At 68.1% G+C, this 14,166-nt stretch carries 13 protein-coding genes and 1 riboswitch; of the genes, 6 read left to right on the top strand and 7 right to left on the bottom strand.

Going from position 1 to position 14,166, the window contains the following annotated elements:
* Positions 1-61: 61 nt before the first annotated feature.
* The 4 genes from PX554_RS24900 to crcB all read left to right on the top strand — a co-directional run bounded on the left by PX554_RS24900 (position 62) and on the right by crcB (position 4,293).
* Positions 62-2,008, top strand: coding sequence for a copper resistance system multicopper oxidase (locus PX554_RS24900; RefSeq protein ID WP_275504828.1), 1,947 nt, complete (start codon positions 62-64; stop codon positions 2,006-2,008).
* The gene (locus PX554_RS24895) at positions 2,005-3,144 is read left to right on the top strand and encodes a copper resistance protein B (RefSeq protein WP_275504827.1); all 1,140 of its coding nucleotides are present in this window, start codon (positions 2,005-2,007) and stop codon (positions 3,142-3,144) included. The genes PX554_RS24900 and PX554_RS24895 overlap by 4 nt, the downstream gene beginning before the upstream one ends.
* A 12-nt stretch (positions 3,145-3,156) precedes the next feature.
* Positions 3,157-3,753, top strand: coding sequence for a c-type cytochrome (locus PX554_RS24890; RefSeq protein ID WP_275504826.1), 597 nt, complete (start codon positions 3,157-3,159; stop codon positions 3,751-3,753).
* Between the two features lie 72 nt (positions 3,754-3,825).
* Positions 3,826-3,897, top strand: a riboswitch (Fluoride riboswitch).
* Positions 3,898-3,915: 18 nt separating this feature from the next.
* Positions 3,916-4,293, top strand: coding sequence for a fluoride efflux transporter CrcB (gene crcB, locus PX554_RS24885; RefSeq protein ID WP_275504825.1), 378 nt, complete (start codon positions 3,916-3,918; stop codon positions 4,291-4,293).
* Positions 4,294-4,524: 231 nt separating this feature from the next.
* On the opposite strand, the gene PX554_RS24880 is transcribed toward crcB, so the two are convergent.
* Positions 4,525-5,622 (bottom strand): YeiH family protein, encoded by a 1,098-nt coding sequence (locus PX554_RS24880; RefSeq protein WP_275504824.1) that lies wholly within the window; start codon positions 5,620-5,622, stop codon positions 4,525-4,527.
* A gap of 89 nt (positions 5,623-5,711) precedes the next feature.
* Entirely contained in the window at positions 5,712-6,188 is a 477-nt protein-coding gene (locus PX554_RS24875) for a hypothetical protein (protein ID WP_275504823.1), read from the bottom strand.
* A 68-nt stretch (positions 6,189-6,256) separates the two neighbouring features.
* Here PX554_RS24875 and PX554_RS24870 point away from each other — a divergent pair, with 68 nt between their 5' ends.
* A complete protein-coding gene (locus PX554_RS24870) occupies positions 6,257-6,898 on the top strand; it encodes a uracil-DNA glycosylase (RefSeq protein ID WP_275504822.1) in 642 nt (213 codons plus the stop codon).
* 150 nt (positions 6,899-7,048) lie between these two features.
* Positions 7,049-7,492 carry a hypothetical protein gene (locus PX554_RS24865; RefSeq protein WP_275504821.1) on the top strand — a complete coding sequence of 148 codons (444 nt, stop codon included), beginning with the start codon at positions 7,049-7,051 and terminating at the stop codon, positions 7,490-7,492.
* 48 nt (positions 7,493-7,540) lie between these two features.
* Here PX554_RS24865 and PX554_RS24860 read toward each other — a convergent pair whose 3' ends face one another.
* Genes PX554_RS24860 through PX554_RS24840 form a run of 5 tightly spaced genes read right to left on the bottom strand, consistent with a single transcriptional unit; the run spans position 7,541 to position 14,031 of the window.
* A complete protein-coding gene (locus tag PX554_RS24860; RefSeq protein WP_275504820.1) occupies positions 7,541-9,622 on the bottom strand; it encodes a heavy metal translocating P-type ATPase in 2,082 nt (693 codons plus the stop codon).
* Positions 9,623-9,627: 5 nt separating this feature from the next.
* Positions 9,628-10,653 (bottom strand): c-type cytochrome, encoded by a 1,026-nt coding sequence (locus PX554_RS24855; RefSeq protein ID WP_275504819.1) that lies wholly within the window; start codon positions 10,651-10,653, stop codon positions 9,628-9,630.
* Complete coding sequence (locus PX554_RS24850) at positions 10,650-11,864, bottom strand: c-type cytochrome (RefSeq protein ID WP_275504818.1); 1,215 nt, start codon at positions 11,862-11,864, stop codon at positions 10,650-10,652. Before PX554_RS24850 ends, PX554_RS24855 begins: the two co-directional genes overlap by 4 nt.
* On the bottom strand, positions 11,861-12,481 hold the full coding sequence (locus PX554_RS24845; protein ID WP_275504817.1) for a cbb3-type cytochrome c oxidase subunit II: 621 nt from the start codon (positions 12,479-12,481) through the stop codon (positions 11,861-11,863). The genes PX554_RS24850 and PX554_RS24845 overlap by 4 nt, the downstream gene beginning before the upstream one ends.
* A complete protein-coding gene (locus PX554_RS24840; protein WP_275504816.1) occupies positions 12,478-14,031 on the bottom strand; it encodes a cbb3-type cytochrome c oxidase subunit I in 1,554 nt (517 codons plus the stop codon). Before PX554_RS24840 ends, PX554_RS24845 begins: the two co-directional genes overlap by 4 nt.
* Between the last annotated feature and the right edge of the window lie 135 nt (positions 14,032-14,166).

Raw genomic sequence — 14,166 nt, 5'->3', positions numbered from 1 at the left:
CGCGCGCCAGGCTGCGTATCTCTTCGTGAAACCGCTCCCTCTTGCGACCCGGAACATTCTGATGACTCACCTGCTCGACCGCCGACAGATGTTGCGCGGCGCGGCTGCGACCGGTGCGGGGCTCGCCGCCACGTCGTGGATGCCCGCCTGGGCGCAGCCAGTCTCGCGCGGGATCGCCGCGCCTATTCCGAGCGCGTCAGGAAGCGACATCCGGCTCGAGATCGCGCGGCGCACCGCGATGATCGACGGCAAGCCATTCCACGCGATCGGCATCAACGGCACCACGCCGGGGCCGTTGATCCGCCTGCGCGAGGGGCAGGACGTGCGCCTCGACGTTACCAACCATCTCGAGACGTCGAGTTCGATCCACTGGCACGGCCTACTCGTGCCGCCGCAGTTCGACGGCGTGCCCGGCGTGTCGTTCCCCGGCATCGATGCCGGCACGACGTTCCGCTATGCCTTCCCGATCAAGCAGGCGGGCACCTATTGGTATCACAGCCACTCGGGCGGTCAGGAGCAATCGGGGTTGCACGGGCCGATCGTGATCGATCCGGCCGACCCCGATCCGGTCGCCTACGACCGTGAGCACATCATCTTCCTGTCGGACGACAGCCAGCTCTCGCCCGAGACGATCTTTCGCCGGATGAAGGTCAATTCGGGCGGCATGAACTTTCAGCGGCAGACGCTCGCGGGCCTGCTCGCCGGGCGCGACCAGCCCGAAAGCGAGCGCCTGAAATGGGGCGGGATGCGAATGGACCCGACCGACATTTCGGATGGCACCGGCGCGATATACACCTACACGATCAACGGCTACGGCCCCGAGGATAACTGGACCGCGCTGTTCAAGCCGGGCGAGCGCGTGCGCCTGAGGGTCATCAACGGCTCGTCGATGACGATCTTCAATGTGCGCATTCCCGGCCTGCCGCTGGTGATGGTGCAGGCCGATGGGCAGAACATCCGTCCGGTCGAGACTGACGAATTCCAGATCGGCGTCGCCGAAACGTTCGACGCGGTGGTCACTCCGCCCGATGTGCACGCCTATACCCTCGTCGCCGAGGCGGTCGATCGCTCGGGCATGGCGCGCGCGACACTGGCGCCGCGCGCCGGCATGGTCGCTCCCGTGCCAGCGCTGCGCCCGCGCCCGCTGGCGACGATGACCGATATGGGCATGGACATGCAGGGCATGTCAGGCGGGATGGACATGAAAGCGATGCCGCCGCGTGGGCCCGACCCGACCGCCGAACAGAACGCCTCGCGGCTGCTCGCGACCGAACCCGTCAAGCCGCCCGCGCCGTCTAAATCCGCGACTGCGATGGGCGGTATGGCCGGCATGCCGATGGCCGCGCACGGCGACATGCAGGGCACGTCGATGGCGGGGCACCACATGAAGGGCATGAACATGTCCGGCCAGGGCGGCGGTATGGACATGTCGGGCGGCATGCAGATGTCGTCGATGTCGATGCGCGATTTCGACAATGCGCCGGGGGTGAAGAAGGGCGCCGGCGTCTCGACCATCGCGCCGATGCCGAAGGATCGCACCGGCGAGCCCGGGCAGGGCCTCGAAAATGTCGGCCACCGCGTCTTGGCCTATACCAACCTCGTCGCGCTCGAGCGCAACCCCGACGTGCGCGCGCCGTCGCGCTCGCTCGACATCCACCTCACCGGCAACATGGAGCGGTTCATGTGGTCGTTCGACGGGGTCAAGATGTCGGATGCCGCGCACCCGATCCCGTTCCACGACGGCGAGCGCGTCCGCGTGCGTCTCATCAACGACACGATGATGGCGCACCCGATCCACCTGCACGGCCATTTCTTCGAGCTGGTGACGGGGCACGGCGATCATGCCCCGCGCAAGCACACCGTGGTCGTCGCCCCAGGCGGCAAAGTGGCGTTCGACCTGACCGCCGACGCGCCCGGCGACTGGGCGTTCCACTGCCACCTGCTCTATCACATGATGGCGGGGATGATGCGCGTCGTCTCGGTCCGCAAGACGGGAGACGCGGCATGAACCGCGCGCTGATCCTCGCCGCGAGCGCGTTCGCGCTGGCCGCGAGCCCCGCGACTGCGCAGTCGATGCAGGGCATGACCATGCCCGGCATGGACATGTCTAAGCCGATGCCGAAGAAGGCGACGCCGAAGAAAAAGCCGGCCATCGTGAAGAAGAAGCCGTCATCCGGCTCGGCGGCCCGGCGCAAGGCTCCATCGCGGTCTCGCGCGACCGGCCAGTCGACGGACGCGATGGCCGGCATGGACATGGCCCAGCCCACCACCAGCGACCAGATGCAGGCGATGCCGGGCATGGATATGTCGGGCAAGCCTGCGCCGGGTGGATCGACGATGCCCGGGATGGACATGACCCAGCCGATGCCGATGCAGGCCGCGCCGACCGGCACCGATCTTCCCGCCGGCAACGCGCCACCGCCCGCGCCACCGATGGATCGCTATGCCGATCGCAGCTTCGGCGCGGCGGCGATGCAGCCGGCCCGTGCGGCGTTCCGACACGAAAATGGCGGCGAGACTTTCTCGCAGGCGATGTTCAATCTCGCCGAGCTGCAGATCAGGAACGGCCGCGACGGCTATCGCTGGGACGGCGAGGGCTGGTTCGGCGGCGACCTCAACCGCTTCGTAGTGAAATCGGAGGGCGACGGCACGTTCGGCAAGGGTGTCGACGCGGCCGAGGTGCAAGCGCTCTACAGTCGCGCGATCGGGCCGTATTTCGATCTCCAGGCGGGCATCCGCCACGATTTCCAGCCGACACCGACGCAGACCTATGCGACGATCGGCATCGAAGGCCTGACGCCGTACGAGTTCGACACCGAGGCGGCATTGTTCCTGTCGACCAAGGGCGACGTGCTCGGCCGGGCCGAGGGCTGGTATGACGAGCAGATCACGCAGCGTTTAGTGTTGCAACCGCGCGTCGAGATCAATTTCGCGGCGCAAAATGTGCCTAAGAACCGGATCGGCGTCGGCCTTTCCACCGCCGAGCTGGGCCTGCGACTGCGCTACGAGATCAGCCGCCAGTTCGCGCCCTATGTCGGTATTTCCTACGAAGCAAAGGTCGGTCGCACCGCCGATTATGCCCGCGCCGACGGTGAGAGCCCGCACATGACGAGCCTCGTGTTCGGCATCCGCACCTGGTTCTAGAGGAGATCGTTCATGGCCGACTCGCGCAAGCCCCTTCGCCATCATCTGCCAAGCGGCCCGTTCGTCGCGATCGCCACGATCGTCGTCGTGCTGCTGATCGCTGTCTTCATCTATTCTGGCATCTACAACATCGGCGCCGATGCGCCGCACTCGCGCCCGGTCTACACGATGCTCGAAGGGCTGCGCGATCGATCGATCGCGGCGCATGCGCGGGGCATTACCGTGCCCGCCGATCTTGAAAGCCCGGCGCATGTGTCAGCGGGCGCCGGGCTCTACGGTGAGATGTGCCAGGGCTGTCACCTCGCCCCCGGCGCCGAGCGGACCGAGATTTCGCGAGGACTCTACCCGCAAGCGCCCGAACTGGCGAAGGGCACCGACCTGACGCCGGCGCAGCAATTCTGGGTGATCAAGCACGGGGTCAAACTCACCGCCATGCCCGCCTGGGGTAAGACCCATCCCGATGCGCTGATCTGGGACATGGTCGCGTTCCTCCAGAAGATGCCGGGTATGACGCCCGCTGCGTATAAGGCAGCCGTCGCCACTGCGCCCGAGGATCATGACGCGATGATGAAAGTCGCACACGGCCATACCGGGGAGGGTCACGTGTAACGGCTCGTTGCCCGTCGAATCACGCGCCCACCGGATCATGGATGCTTGACGTCTCCCAGGTTTTCGCGACATGCCGACAGCGGCAATGGAATCTGCCTGGCTTCGCCGAACCGCCCGTTTTGGGCTGATGACTCCTATCTCACATTATATTGGAGGTAGGCCATGCGGTCGGTCATCATCGTGTTCCTCGGCGCCGGGATCGGCGGGGCGCTACGACATCTGGCAGGCTTGGCGGCGCTGAGGCTGCTCGGCCCGGATTTTCCGTATGGGACGATGTTCGTGAACGTCGTCGGCGCCGCGACGATGGGATTGCTGGTCGGCCTGTTCGCGTTCCGAGTTTCCGGCGACGCCGATCTGCGGCTTTTCCTGACGACGGGGCTTCTCGGCGGTTTCACGACCTGGTCGACGTTCGCGCTCGATACGGTGACGCTGTGGGATCGAGGCAATCTGGTTCTCACGCTGCTCTACACGGTGGGCAGTTTCGTGCTGTCGATCGCCGCACTCGGAACAATGCTTCTGCTCGCACGTCGGTTGGCGTAGCGGATCGTTACGGTCGCTCCCTGGAAGGCAAGGAATAAAATGTCCGACAAACCTGACGAGCAGGCCCCGGTCGATCCGGAAGTCGCCGAGATGGAAGAACTCGAGGAGCACGAGCGCCAGAAGCGGCGTGAGGAAGAGAACGACCGGAAGCCTTGAGTTCCCGCCCCAAGCTCGGCGTGACTGGAAGCCGCATTCTCCTCACGCGGTCGCTTTCGACGCAGCATCCGGGATCTAGCGCGTCATGCCGAGGACGGTGATCAGCGCCAGGCTGATACCCCCGAGCGCGACCAGCGACAGGATCACCGCAGCGGTGACGCGACCGCCCGCCTTGGCGACGGTGCGCACGTCGACGCCCAGCCCGAGCGCGGCCATCGAAACGACCGTCAACACCGTTGCCGCTTCGCCGATCGGCGCGATCGCGGCGTGGGGCACGAGGTCCGCCGAACGCAGCCCGACCAGCGCCAGGAAGCCGATGATGAACCACGGCACGAGGTGGTGGATCGGCGGACGCCCCGCCTTGGGCCGATCGCCCGCGGTGACGTGCGGTGCCAATTCGTCGTATTCCTCGCGCAATTTGGGCGCGACGAGCGACAAAACGAGACATACCGGCCCCAGCATCAGCACGCGGACCAGCTTGACGAGCGTGCCCATCTGCACCGCCTGCGCGCCGAGCGGCGCGGCGGCGGCAATGACCTGCGGCACGGCATAGACGGTGAGGCCGGCAAGCGCGCCATAGGCGATCCCGCTCAGCCCCATCAGGACGCCGAGCAGCGGCAAGCCCAGCACCACGGCGACGCCGAGCACCGCGGTGAAAGCGATCGACGAGGCGACGTCGTCGCCGTCGGCGCCGATCACCGGCGCGATCGCGGCGATCGCGGAATTGCCGCAGATCGAATTGCCGCACGCGACGAGGATCGCCAGCCGCTTGGACAGGCCGAGAAAGCGGCCGAGTGTGAAGCTGACCAGGATCGCGGTCGCGACGATGCCGACGATGCCGATCAGCAAGGCCGGCCCGGCCGCGAGGATCGTCGCCGCGCTGACCGACGCGCCGAGCAGCACCACCGCGATCTCGAGCAGTAGCTTGGCGCTGAAATCGATCCCCGGAAACCATCTGGCGGCTGGCGTCCAGGCGGTGCGGATCGCGGTGCCGATTAGGATCGCGAGCACCAGCGCCTCGAGCCATGCGCGGCCAAACAATGCCTGTTCCGCTGACTGTAAGGCATAAGCCGTGAGTGTCACGCCGACGCACAGCAGCAGACCCGGCAGCACACCTCCGATCCCTGTCATGGCGGGGCGCGTCTCGTCCTGGGTAAGCGCTAGCGAAGTCATCACAATTCCTTTCGAGTGACACCTTGGCCCCCGGTCGGGCGGCATTCCAACGATCGCTGCCTGTCGTTCCGATCGGCTGGGACGATCGATCAGCGCGAGAGAGCGGCGATCACCCCGCCGACGGTGGCGAGCAGCAGCATCGCCGCAGGCAGAAAGATGATCTGCGCCATCGCCTCGCGGCCGCTGACGACGCCCGTCGCGATGTCGACCGGGCCGGCGAGAAAGTCGGCGAAGCTGCGCTGCCGCTCGCCCGGGGCCGGGCTGTCGGCGAGCAGGATGCCGCCGACGATCAGCCCGAAATACATAATCATCAGCACGGTGATGACGGTGAGCACCAATCCCGCTGCCGCGTCGCGCGCGAAGAACAGCCAGAAGCTCGCCAGCATCGCCGCGTAGCAGCCGACCAGCGCCTTGAGCACGCCCGGATGGATGCCACGCGACGCCACGCCGGGCGCAATGCGCTCGAGGTCGTCATAGGGGCCGGCGTCGGGGACCAGCGTCAAACGGGGACGGACGGGCGCGGCAGAAGCGTGTAGGATGTCGTCATGTCGAAGCTGCGTGGCCATGATAGCCTCCTGGCAAGTGGATGCCGCAAAGGATGGGCGCCTGGGAGCGATCGCTCCAACGGGTTCTCGTGGTCGTTCCGATCGGGATGACCGATCGGTCGCTTGCGCTGCTCGACGATTCCGAGGCCGCGGCTACCCGCGCTGCGAGCCTCGAGGCCGACCACGTTCGCCCGATCGAGGCGTGGCGGGAGAGGCTGCTCGTCGGCGGTCGCCGCGTGCCGCACGTCGATCCGCTCGACGGCGGTGCTAATGCGCGCCTGTTGCTGCTGCTCGAAACGCCCGGACCGGGCCGCGCGCCGGTCCGCTTCGTCTCGCGCGACAATCCGACCGGCACCGCGCGCAACCTGCGCCGTTTTCTCGACGAAGCCCGCATCGCGCGCGCCGACATGCTACTGTGGAACACCGTGCCGTGGATCGTGCACGCCCCCGGTGCCCGCAACCGTGCGCTCCGGCGCGGCGAGATCGCCGAGGGGCTGTCGCTGCTGCCGCCGCTGCTCGATCTGCTGCCGCGCCTGGAGGTCGTCGTGCTCGCAGGGCGCATCGCCGCCGAAGCCGCGCCTGTCATTCATGCGCATCGACCCGAGGTCGCGGTGCTGACGATGCCGCATCCCAGTCCGACCTATGTCTGCACCGATCCGGCGATTGTCAGGCGGATCGGCGAAGCGCTCAGGAAGGCGGGCGAGAGGCTGCGCGGTCGCGACGTATCGTGAGACGGCCTTAGCGGGCAGCGCCTGTCGATCGCCCATGCAACTGAACTGGCGACCGCGATCAATCTTCCTTCATGATCGGAACGATGAGGACGATCCATTTTTCTTGATGGAACGGGCAACCCATAATCGGCGGCGACAAGGAGACAGACCATGAATAAGTCAATCGTCGCTGCCGCGCTCATCGCATCCGCCCTCGGAACGCCGGCCGTCGCCACGACGTCCAAGGACGCGGCACCGTTCAGGATGCGGCATATCGAGGCGACCATGCCCCAGGATCCGTATCTGTCGCCACTCGATTCGGTCACCGAGCCGCATTACAGCCCGGCGGCCGATCTCGCGCCGGCCGCCCAGGTGATCGACAGCGCCATACCTGCTGGCACGCCACTCGACAGCGCGGTGGAGATGCTCCGCACCGCAGGCGCTCATTGTCGGCAACAGGATAGCAACGCGGTGAGCAGCTGCACCTATTTCGATATCCAGGCTAGCGGCGAGCACATCGATTCCGTTCATTGGAAAATCAATCTTCTCGCAACAGACGGAAAGCTCGATCGTGCGGAATTGCAGCGGTGGTGGACCCGTCAAGAAGGCGATTGAGCGATACTCGATTGCTGATCCCACACATCGACCATGATCGGCGCTTGCTCATCGCACGCGCATGGCGTTCGCCGTCACCAATAGCGAGCTTGCCAGCATCGCCGCCGCCGCGATCAGCGGGGTCATCAGACCGATCGCCGCGAGCGGCAGGGCGACAAGGTTGTAAAGCAACGCCAGCGCGAAATTCTGGCGGATGATCGTCGCGGTGCGGCGCGCGAGCGTCCACGCCGCGATCATCGTGCCGACCCCGCCTTCCTCGAACACCAGCCCGGCAGTCGCCGTGGCGGCGGCATGCGCGCGCGCGACGGTGATGCCGCAATCGGCCGCCGCGAGCGCCGGCGCGTCGTTGACGCCGTCGCCGACGACGATCACGGGCCACGACGCGGCGGCGACCAGCCGCGCCTTGTCCGCTGGCGTGCAGCCGGCGTGAACGTCGGCCGGCGCAATGCCGGTCGCCTCTGCGACGCTCGCCGCAGGGCCTTCGCCATCACCGGTCGCGAGCATCACCGCGACGCCTGCCCGGCGGAGGCGGGCAACGGTTCGCGCCGCATCGGGATCGATCGTGTCGGCAAGCGCGATGCGTCCCGCCGGCGCATCATCGATCGAGACGTCGAGCCAGGTCAGGCCGTCCTCGCCCGACCGCGCCGCCGCGCTCACCGCGACCCGGCGCCCGGCAGGATCGATGCCGCGCGCGCCGCGATCGAGCCGCTCGCCGCCGGCGCCGGCGGGCCGATCGCCGGCCAGCGCGCGCGCGATCGGATGATCGATCCCCTGTTCGGCATGGGCGGCCGCTGTCGCCAGCTCGGCCGCGGAGAACGGCGCCACGGGCTCCAGCGCCACGATCCGCAGGCGGCCGAGCGTCAGCGTCCCGGTCTTGTCGAACACCACCGAGGCCATCGCCGCCAGCGCCTCGAGCGCGGCGGGATCGGCGACGCGGATGCCTTGCCGCACGCCGGCGATCGCCGCGCGCACATGCGCGAGCGGTGCCGCGATGGCGAGCGCGCACGGGCAGATCACGATCAGGACGCTCAGCGCACGCGCGGCGGCGTCGGCGAACGACGCGGCGGCCATCAGCGCGAAGACGAACGCGACCAGCGCGATGATAGGTGTTGCGATCAGCAGAGCGCGAACCCAACGGTCGAGCTCGCGGCGCGGCTCGCCGCGCGCGGCGATCTCGATCGCGACGCGGCCGCCCATCCGGTCGATATCGCGGTCGCCACAGGGCCGGTCGACCTCGATCGTCAGCCGGCGGCGCAGGTTGGTGGTGCCGGCCTGAACGCGGTCGCCGACGGCGACGGTTAGCGCGGCGGCTTCGCCAGTCATCACCGCGCGGTCGACCAGACTGTCGCCGGCGACCACCACGCCGTCGATCGGAAACACCGCGCCGGCATCGACCAGCACGTGGTCGCCGGGCGCGAGCGACCGCGCGGCGACCGGCGCTCCGTCGCGCGCCGAGAGCGCCATTTCGGCGGCGACATCGTCGACCGCGGCGAGCGCTAGGATTGCGCTCCGCCGGACGCGCGTCTCGATCAGCCGGCCGACCAGCAGCAGCGTCACGAGCATTGTCGCGGTGTCGAAGAACACAGCCGCGCCGCCGCGCGCGAGGGCTGCAACCGACAGCAATGCCGCGCCGCCTGCGCCGATCGCGATCATCAGGTCGAGGCCGGGCGCGCGCAACCGGAGCGAGCGCCATGCCATGCGAAAGACCGCCGCGCCCGAATAGCAGAGCACCGGCAGCGCGAACACGCCCGAAGCGAGCGCGATCCACCACGCGACGCCCGGGGCAAGATCGGGCTGGGCGTAGAGGATCAGCGCCGCACCCATCGACCACATGCCAAACACGACCGCGACCGCCAGTCGCAACGAAAGCGCGCGGATCTCGCGATCGAAGCGTGCCGCCGTCTCGCCGAGGTCATGGCGCTCGACGAGGCGGTAGCCGGCATCGGCAACGCGCGCGCGGATCGTCGCCACGCTGCAGATATCGGCGTTCCAGCGGACCAGCGCGGAGGAGGTGACGAAATGCACGCCCGCGTCGGCGACGCCGTCAAGCGTCGCCAGCCGCCGCTCGAGCCCGCGCGCGCAGCCGGCGCAGAACAGGCCGTCGACGGCGAAGAGCTGGCGCTGCTCCATCGCCGTCAGCGCGCGGCGATCGCGGCTCCGGCGGGCGCCGTTCCGGTGCCGAGCAGATGACCGTCGACGACCTTGCCGTAGAAATCCTTCTTCGAGTGGAATTGCTTGGCGGCGTCGGCGATCGATCCGGTCTGGCGGGGATCCTTGGGCCGTTCCTGGCTGTCGATCCAGGCGGCGACGTCCCACGCCTGCTGGTCGGTCAGCGTGTTGCCCGAGCCGAGCGGCATGTTGGCCTTGACGAACGCGGCGGCGTTCTTGACCGATCCCATGCCCGCCCCCCAGTTGAAGCTGTTGGGCCCCCAGAGCGGCGGAAAGATCACGCGGCCGTTGAGATCGGTGCGGCCTTCGCCGTTGGTGCCGTGGCATTCGGCGCAATGCTGCTGGTAGACGCTCTGCCCGCGCATGCGGTCATAGCCGAGCGGCGTCTCCTTCAGCTTCACGAAGCCGGCGCCCTTCAGCTTGGTGTTGGTCGGCGCGCCGGTCGCCAGCCAGTGGAAATAGGCCTGGAGGTCGATATAGACCTGGTCGCCGGCCTTGGGCGGTCCACCGCTCGGGCTGGCCTGCGCGTTCATCGAATAGGTGAAGCAGCCCTTGAGCCGATCCTCCATCGTGTTGATCTTCTTGTTCTTCGAGCGATATTCGGGATAGCTCGTCCACGCCGCCCACATCGGCGCCGAATCCGCCTTGCGACCGCCATCGAGGTGGCAGTTGCGACAGGCGAGCCCGTTGCCGACGAATTGCGACGCCTGGGTCCCGGTATTCTCGAAGATCGCGAGGCCGTGGCGGATCGCGTCGCCCTCGGGTCCGTCGGGGATCTTGCTCATCGGCGGCGGCGTGAACGCGACCGGCCCGCTCGACGCGGACGGCGTGGCGTCGGGCGCCGGCGCGTGGTGGAATTCGTCGCGGACGAGCACCGCGAACACGAACAGCAGCACACCGCCGCCTAGCGCGTAGATGCCGCGGCGCGCGTCGCGGGCCCGCTGGTGGTCGCGCGGCGGCTCGGTGGTGGCGGGATCGTTGTCGGTGGTCATCGGCGGGTCTCCCCGGCTGCGGCGGTCCCGGCCGGCACGGGCGGCAATGTTGCCAGATAATCGGCGACAGCGCGACGGTCGCCATCGCTCAGCCGCCGGGCGATCGGGCTCATGACGTTGCCCGGCGGCCCGCCATTCCTGGCCGCGAGCGCGGCGAGGCGCCCCGCGATATAGGCCGATTGCTGCGCGGCGATCGCGGGGAAGCCCGGCGCGACGCCGAACCCCGACGATCCGTGGCACGAGAAGCACGACGGGATGTTCCGCGCATCGTCTCCGTTCAGCGCCAGCGTCGCGCCGCGCACGATTGCGCCGTCGAGCGACGGGCGCGCGCCCGACGGCGAGGCGAGCCCGGCGTAATAGCGCGAGAGGGCCCCGCGCTGCTGCGCGTCGAGCTGGCGCGCGACCGGTTGCATCGCGTCGCTCGACCGCGTGCCCGAGGCGAAGCGGATTAGTTGGGCGTCGATATAGGCGGCGGGCAGGCCGGCGAGCCGCGGCACGCTGTCGCGGCCTTCGCCCGCCGCGCCGTGGCACGATGCGCACGACCAGCCGCCACCCACGCCGTTGCCGGCGATCATCAGCGCACCGGCCGTGCTTGGGTCGGCGACCGGCGGACTCATCGCCGGCTGCGCGCCGATCGCGGGCGCGAGCTGCGCCACCTCGGCGCCGCCCTGCCAGGGCTGCGTTCGCGCCGCGGTCAGCGCGCGCTGGCGGGCAACGAACGCGGCGTCGATCGGGGCGGCCTTGTTGCCCCAGGCGCCGCGGACATAGCTTGCCAGGCGCGCGAGTTGCGCGTCGTCGAGCACGCTTGCGAACGCGGGCATATGGCCATCGAAGGGCTTGCCGCCGATCGCGATCGGCCCTTCGATGCCGTGGAGCAGGATCTGGACGATCGCGCGCGGATCGGCGGCGACCACGGGCGACCCGGCGAGCGGCGGCACCGCGCCGGCGATCCCGCCGCCGTCGCCCTGATGGCAGGTCGAGCAGCGCTCGGCGAACAGCATCGCGCCGGGCGCGTCGCTGCGCGCCAGGGCGGCGGCGGCCTGAGACGCACGTTCGGTGTTGCCGCGGTGGTGCGCGGCGCTGTCCTGAAACAAGGTCAGCGTGCCCCAGATGACCAGCGCGACGGCGATCCAGTAGACCGGCAGCGGAATGCGACGGCGCGGCTCGTAGGGTTCGAAATCCTCGTCAACCGGGTGGACAGGCGTGCTCATTTGCCGGCCGCCTTTTTCGCATAGCCGTCGTCGCGAATCGCATCGGCGGGGACCGGATAGGTATGATCGAGCGAGAGCAGATAAGCGACGAGATCGCGCGCCTCGGGCTTGGCGACGACGACCTTGCCGGGAATGCGCTGCTTGGGCGGCAGCCACACGACGAGATCGCCCGGCGCGGCGCGATCCTTGGTCTCGAACAGGAAGGGATAGGCCGGCATGATGCTCCACGGCGATACCGCGCGGGGCTGATAGAGATGGGTGAGCTGCCACGCCGCGCTCGGCAGGCGCGCGCCGACGTTGAACAGGTCGGGACCGGTGCGCATCGTGCCCATCAGGTGCGGATAGTCATAGGCATAGTCGGCGGCGACCGAGGCGCGGCCCCAGCCGCGTTCGGCGTCGGGCGCCTGATCGGGCGTGCGCGGCTGCTGGCTGTGGCAATAGACGCAGCCGAGCGAGATATATTGCTGGCGGCCGCGTAGCTCCTGCGCGGTATAGGGGCGCAGGCCTGGCGGCGATGGTTCGCTGCCGATCTGCAGCTTGGGGCCGACGACGAGCATGACGGTGGCGAAGGCGAGGATCGCCATCGCCAGCACGACGAGGGGAATCGAACGGTTCATGCCGCCACCGCCTTTGCGGCTGGCGAACCGCGCCGCATCAACAGGCCGACGAAATTGATCGCGAACAGGAAGTGCCCGAGCGTCATGATCGCGCCGCCGATCGAGCGCCCTTCGAGGAACGGCTTGAGCAGGATGACGCTCGCCGAGAACGGCCGCGTCGCATCGAGCATCGCCTCGCCCTCGAGCCAGCCGCCGATCGTCAGCGCGGTGAAATAGAGGATGAAGCCGAGCACGACGCACCAGAAATGTGCGGTGATCAGGCTCGGCCACGGCCAGTTCCGCCCGGTGATGCGCGGCATCATGTAATAGATCGAGCCGAACATCACGAAGGTCGCGAAGCCGTAGGCGCCGAGATGAGCGTGCGCGATGGTGAATTGGGTGAAGTGCGTGACGGTGTTGATCGAACGCAGCGCCTCGAGCGAGCCCTCGAACGACGCCAGCGTATACATGATCGCGCCGAGCGAGACGAAGCGTAGCGGCAGCGACGCGCGGAACGCCCACAGGTTGCGCGCGACGACGACGTGCTGGTTGATCGCGACCGCGATCACCGGCACGAACATCATCACGCTCTGCACCACCGACAGCGTCACCACCCAGGTCGGCACCGGGCCGCCGATGAGGTGATGGATGCCGACCTGGCTGTAGAACAGCGCCAAGGCCCAGAAGCCGAGCAGCGACAGCGAATAGGAATAGACCGGCTTGCCGATGATCTTGGGGATGAAATAATAGGCCGCGCCGAGCCCCAGCGGGGTCAGCCACAGCCCCAGCACATTGTGCGCGAACCACCAGTTCACCGTCGCCTCTTCGGCGCCGATGAACACGTGCGGGATGTTGGCGATGATGTAGAGCGCGGGAAACCAGCACATCGCGGCGAGGAAATACCAGCCCGAGACGTAGATATGCTCGACCTTGCGGGTGAAGGCGGTGCGCAGCAGCGGGATCACCGTCAGCGCGCCGCCGACCGCGAGCAGGCCGTCGATCTGCCAGGGGATTTCGAGCCATTCCTCGCCGTCGCTCCAGCCGGTCGCGATCGCGACGACGCCGGCGACGAGGCCGATGTTCCACAGGACCGCGCCCCAGGTGACCAGCCCGGCCGAACGCAGCGGCGCCTTGAAGATGCGCGGGACGATCCACGTCGCCGTCGCGATCCCCGACAGCGACAGCCACCCGTAGATGACAAGCGTCAGGTGCATCGTGCGGACGCGCCCGAAGGTCAGCGCCGGGCTCGCGTCGAGCCAGTCGGGCATGTGCAGCTTGAACGAGGCGATTAGCCCGAATATCGAGCCGAGCACGAGCCACAGGATCGCGGCGGCGAGCAGCAATGTGACGGGTTTCGCGGTCGAGGCGTCGATTTCCGCGCGCTCGGCGTCGATCGTGTCGCCGGCGACGGTCGGATCGTCGAGCGCGCCTTCCTCGCCGTCGTTGAAGATCACCCGCGCCTGGCGCTGGCCGAACGCGAACTGCCCGCTCGAGATCGCCCAGATCAGCACGGCGAGCGCGATCACCGAGACGAGGAAGCTGATCGCCAGAAAAAGGCCGATGGTCAGCACGCGTTCATGATCCCCGATTGTGACGAACACCTATCGCTTAGCGGCCGCCCGATCGATCCGTCCAATCATGATTAGCGATCGAAATGGTCAGCAATGCCCATTGGTATCTGGCGGCGCATCACCCTAGCTTTGGTC

This window comes from Sphingomonas pollutisoli (genome assembly GCF_029167165.1).
GTDB lineage: Bacteria > Pseudomonadota > Alphaproteobacteria > Sphingomonadales > Sphingomonadaceae > Sphingomonas > Sphingomonas pollutisoli.
The sequence above is the reverse complement of the archived record's forward strand: the minus strand, read 5'-3'. Positions and strand labels throughout refer to the sequence as shown.

Bases quoted from the DNA above. Each gene is read 5' to 3' on its own strand.
- crcB (WP_275504825.1), top strand. From the start codon at position 3,916: ATGCGGTCGGTCATCATCGTGTTCCTCGGCGCCGGGATCGGCGGGGCG.
- PX554_RS24895 (WP_275504827.1), top strand. From the start codon at position 2,005: ATGAACCGCGCGCTGATCCTCGCCGCGAGCGCGTTCGCGCTGGCCGCG.
- PX554_RS24855 (WP_275504819.1), bottom strand. From the start codon at position 10,653: ATGACCACCGACAACGATCCCGCCACCACCGAGCCGCCGCGCGACCAC.
- PX554_RS24900 (WP_275504828.1), top strand. From the start codon at position 62: ATGACTCACCTGCTCGACCGCCGACAGATGTTGCGCGGCGCGGCTGCG.
- PX554_RS24850 (WP_275504818.1), bottom strand. From the start codon at position 11,864: ATGAGCACGCCTGTCCACCCGGTTGACGAGGATTTCGAACCCTACGAG.
- PX554_RS24875 (WP_275504823.1), bottom strand. From the start codon at position 6,188: ATGGCCACGCAGCTTCGACATGACGACATCCTACACGCTTCTGCCGCG.
- PX554_RS24865 (WP_275504821.1), top strand. From the start codon at position 7,049: ATGAATAAGTCAATCGTCGCTGCCGCGCTCATCGCATCCGCCCTCGGA.
- PX554_RS24880 (WP_275504824.1), bottom strand. From the start codon at position 5,622: ATGACTTCGCTAGCGCTTACCCAGGACGAGACGCGCCCCGCCATGACA.
- PX554_RS24860 (WP_275504820.1), bottom strand. From the start codon at position 9,622: ATGGAGCAGCGCCAGCTCTTCGCCGTCGACGGCCTGTTCTGCGCCGGC.
- PX554_RS24890 (WP_275504826.1), top strand. From the start codon at position 3,157: ATGGCCGACTCGCGCAAGCCCCTTCGCCATCATCTGCCAAGCGGCCCG.
- PX554_RS24845 (WP_275504817.1), bottom strand. From the start codon at position 12,481: ATGAACCGTTCGATTCCCCTCGTCGTGCTGGCGATGGCGATCCTCGCC.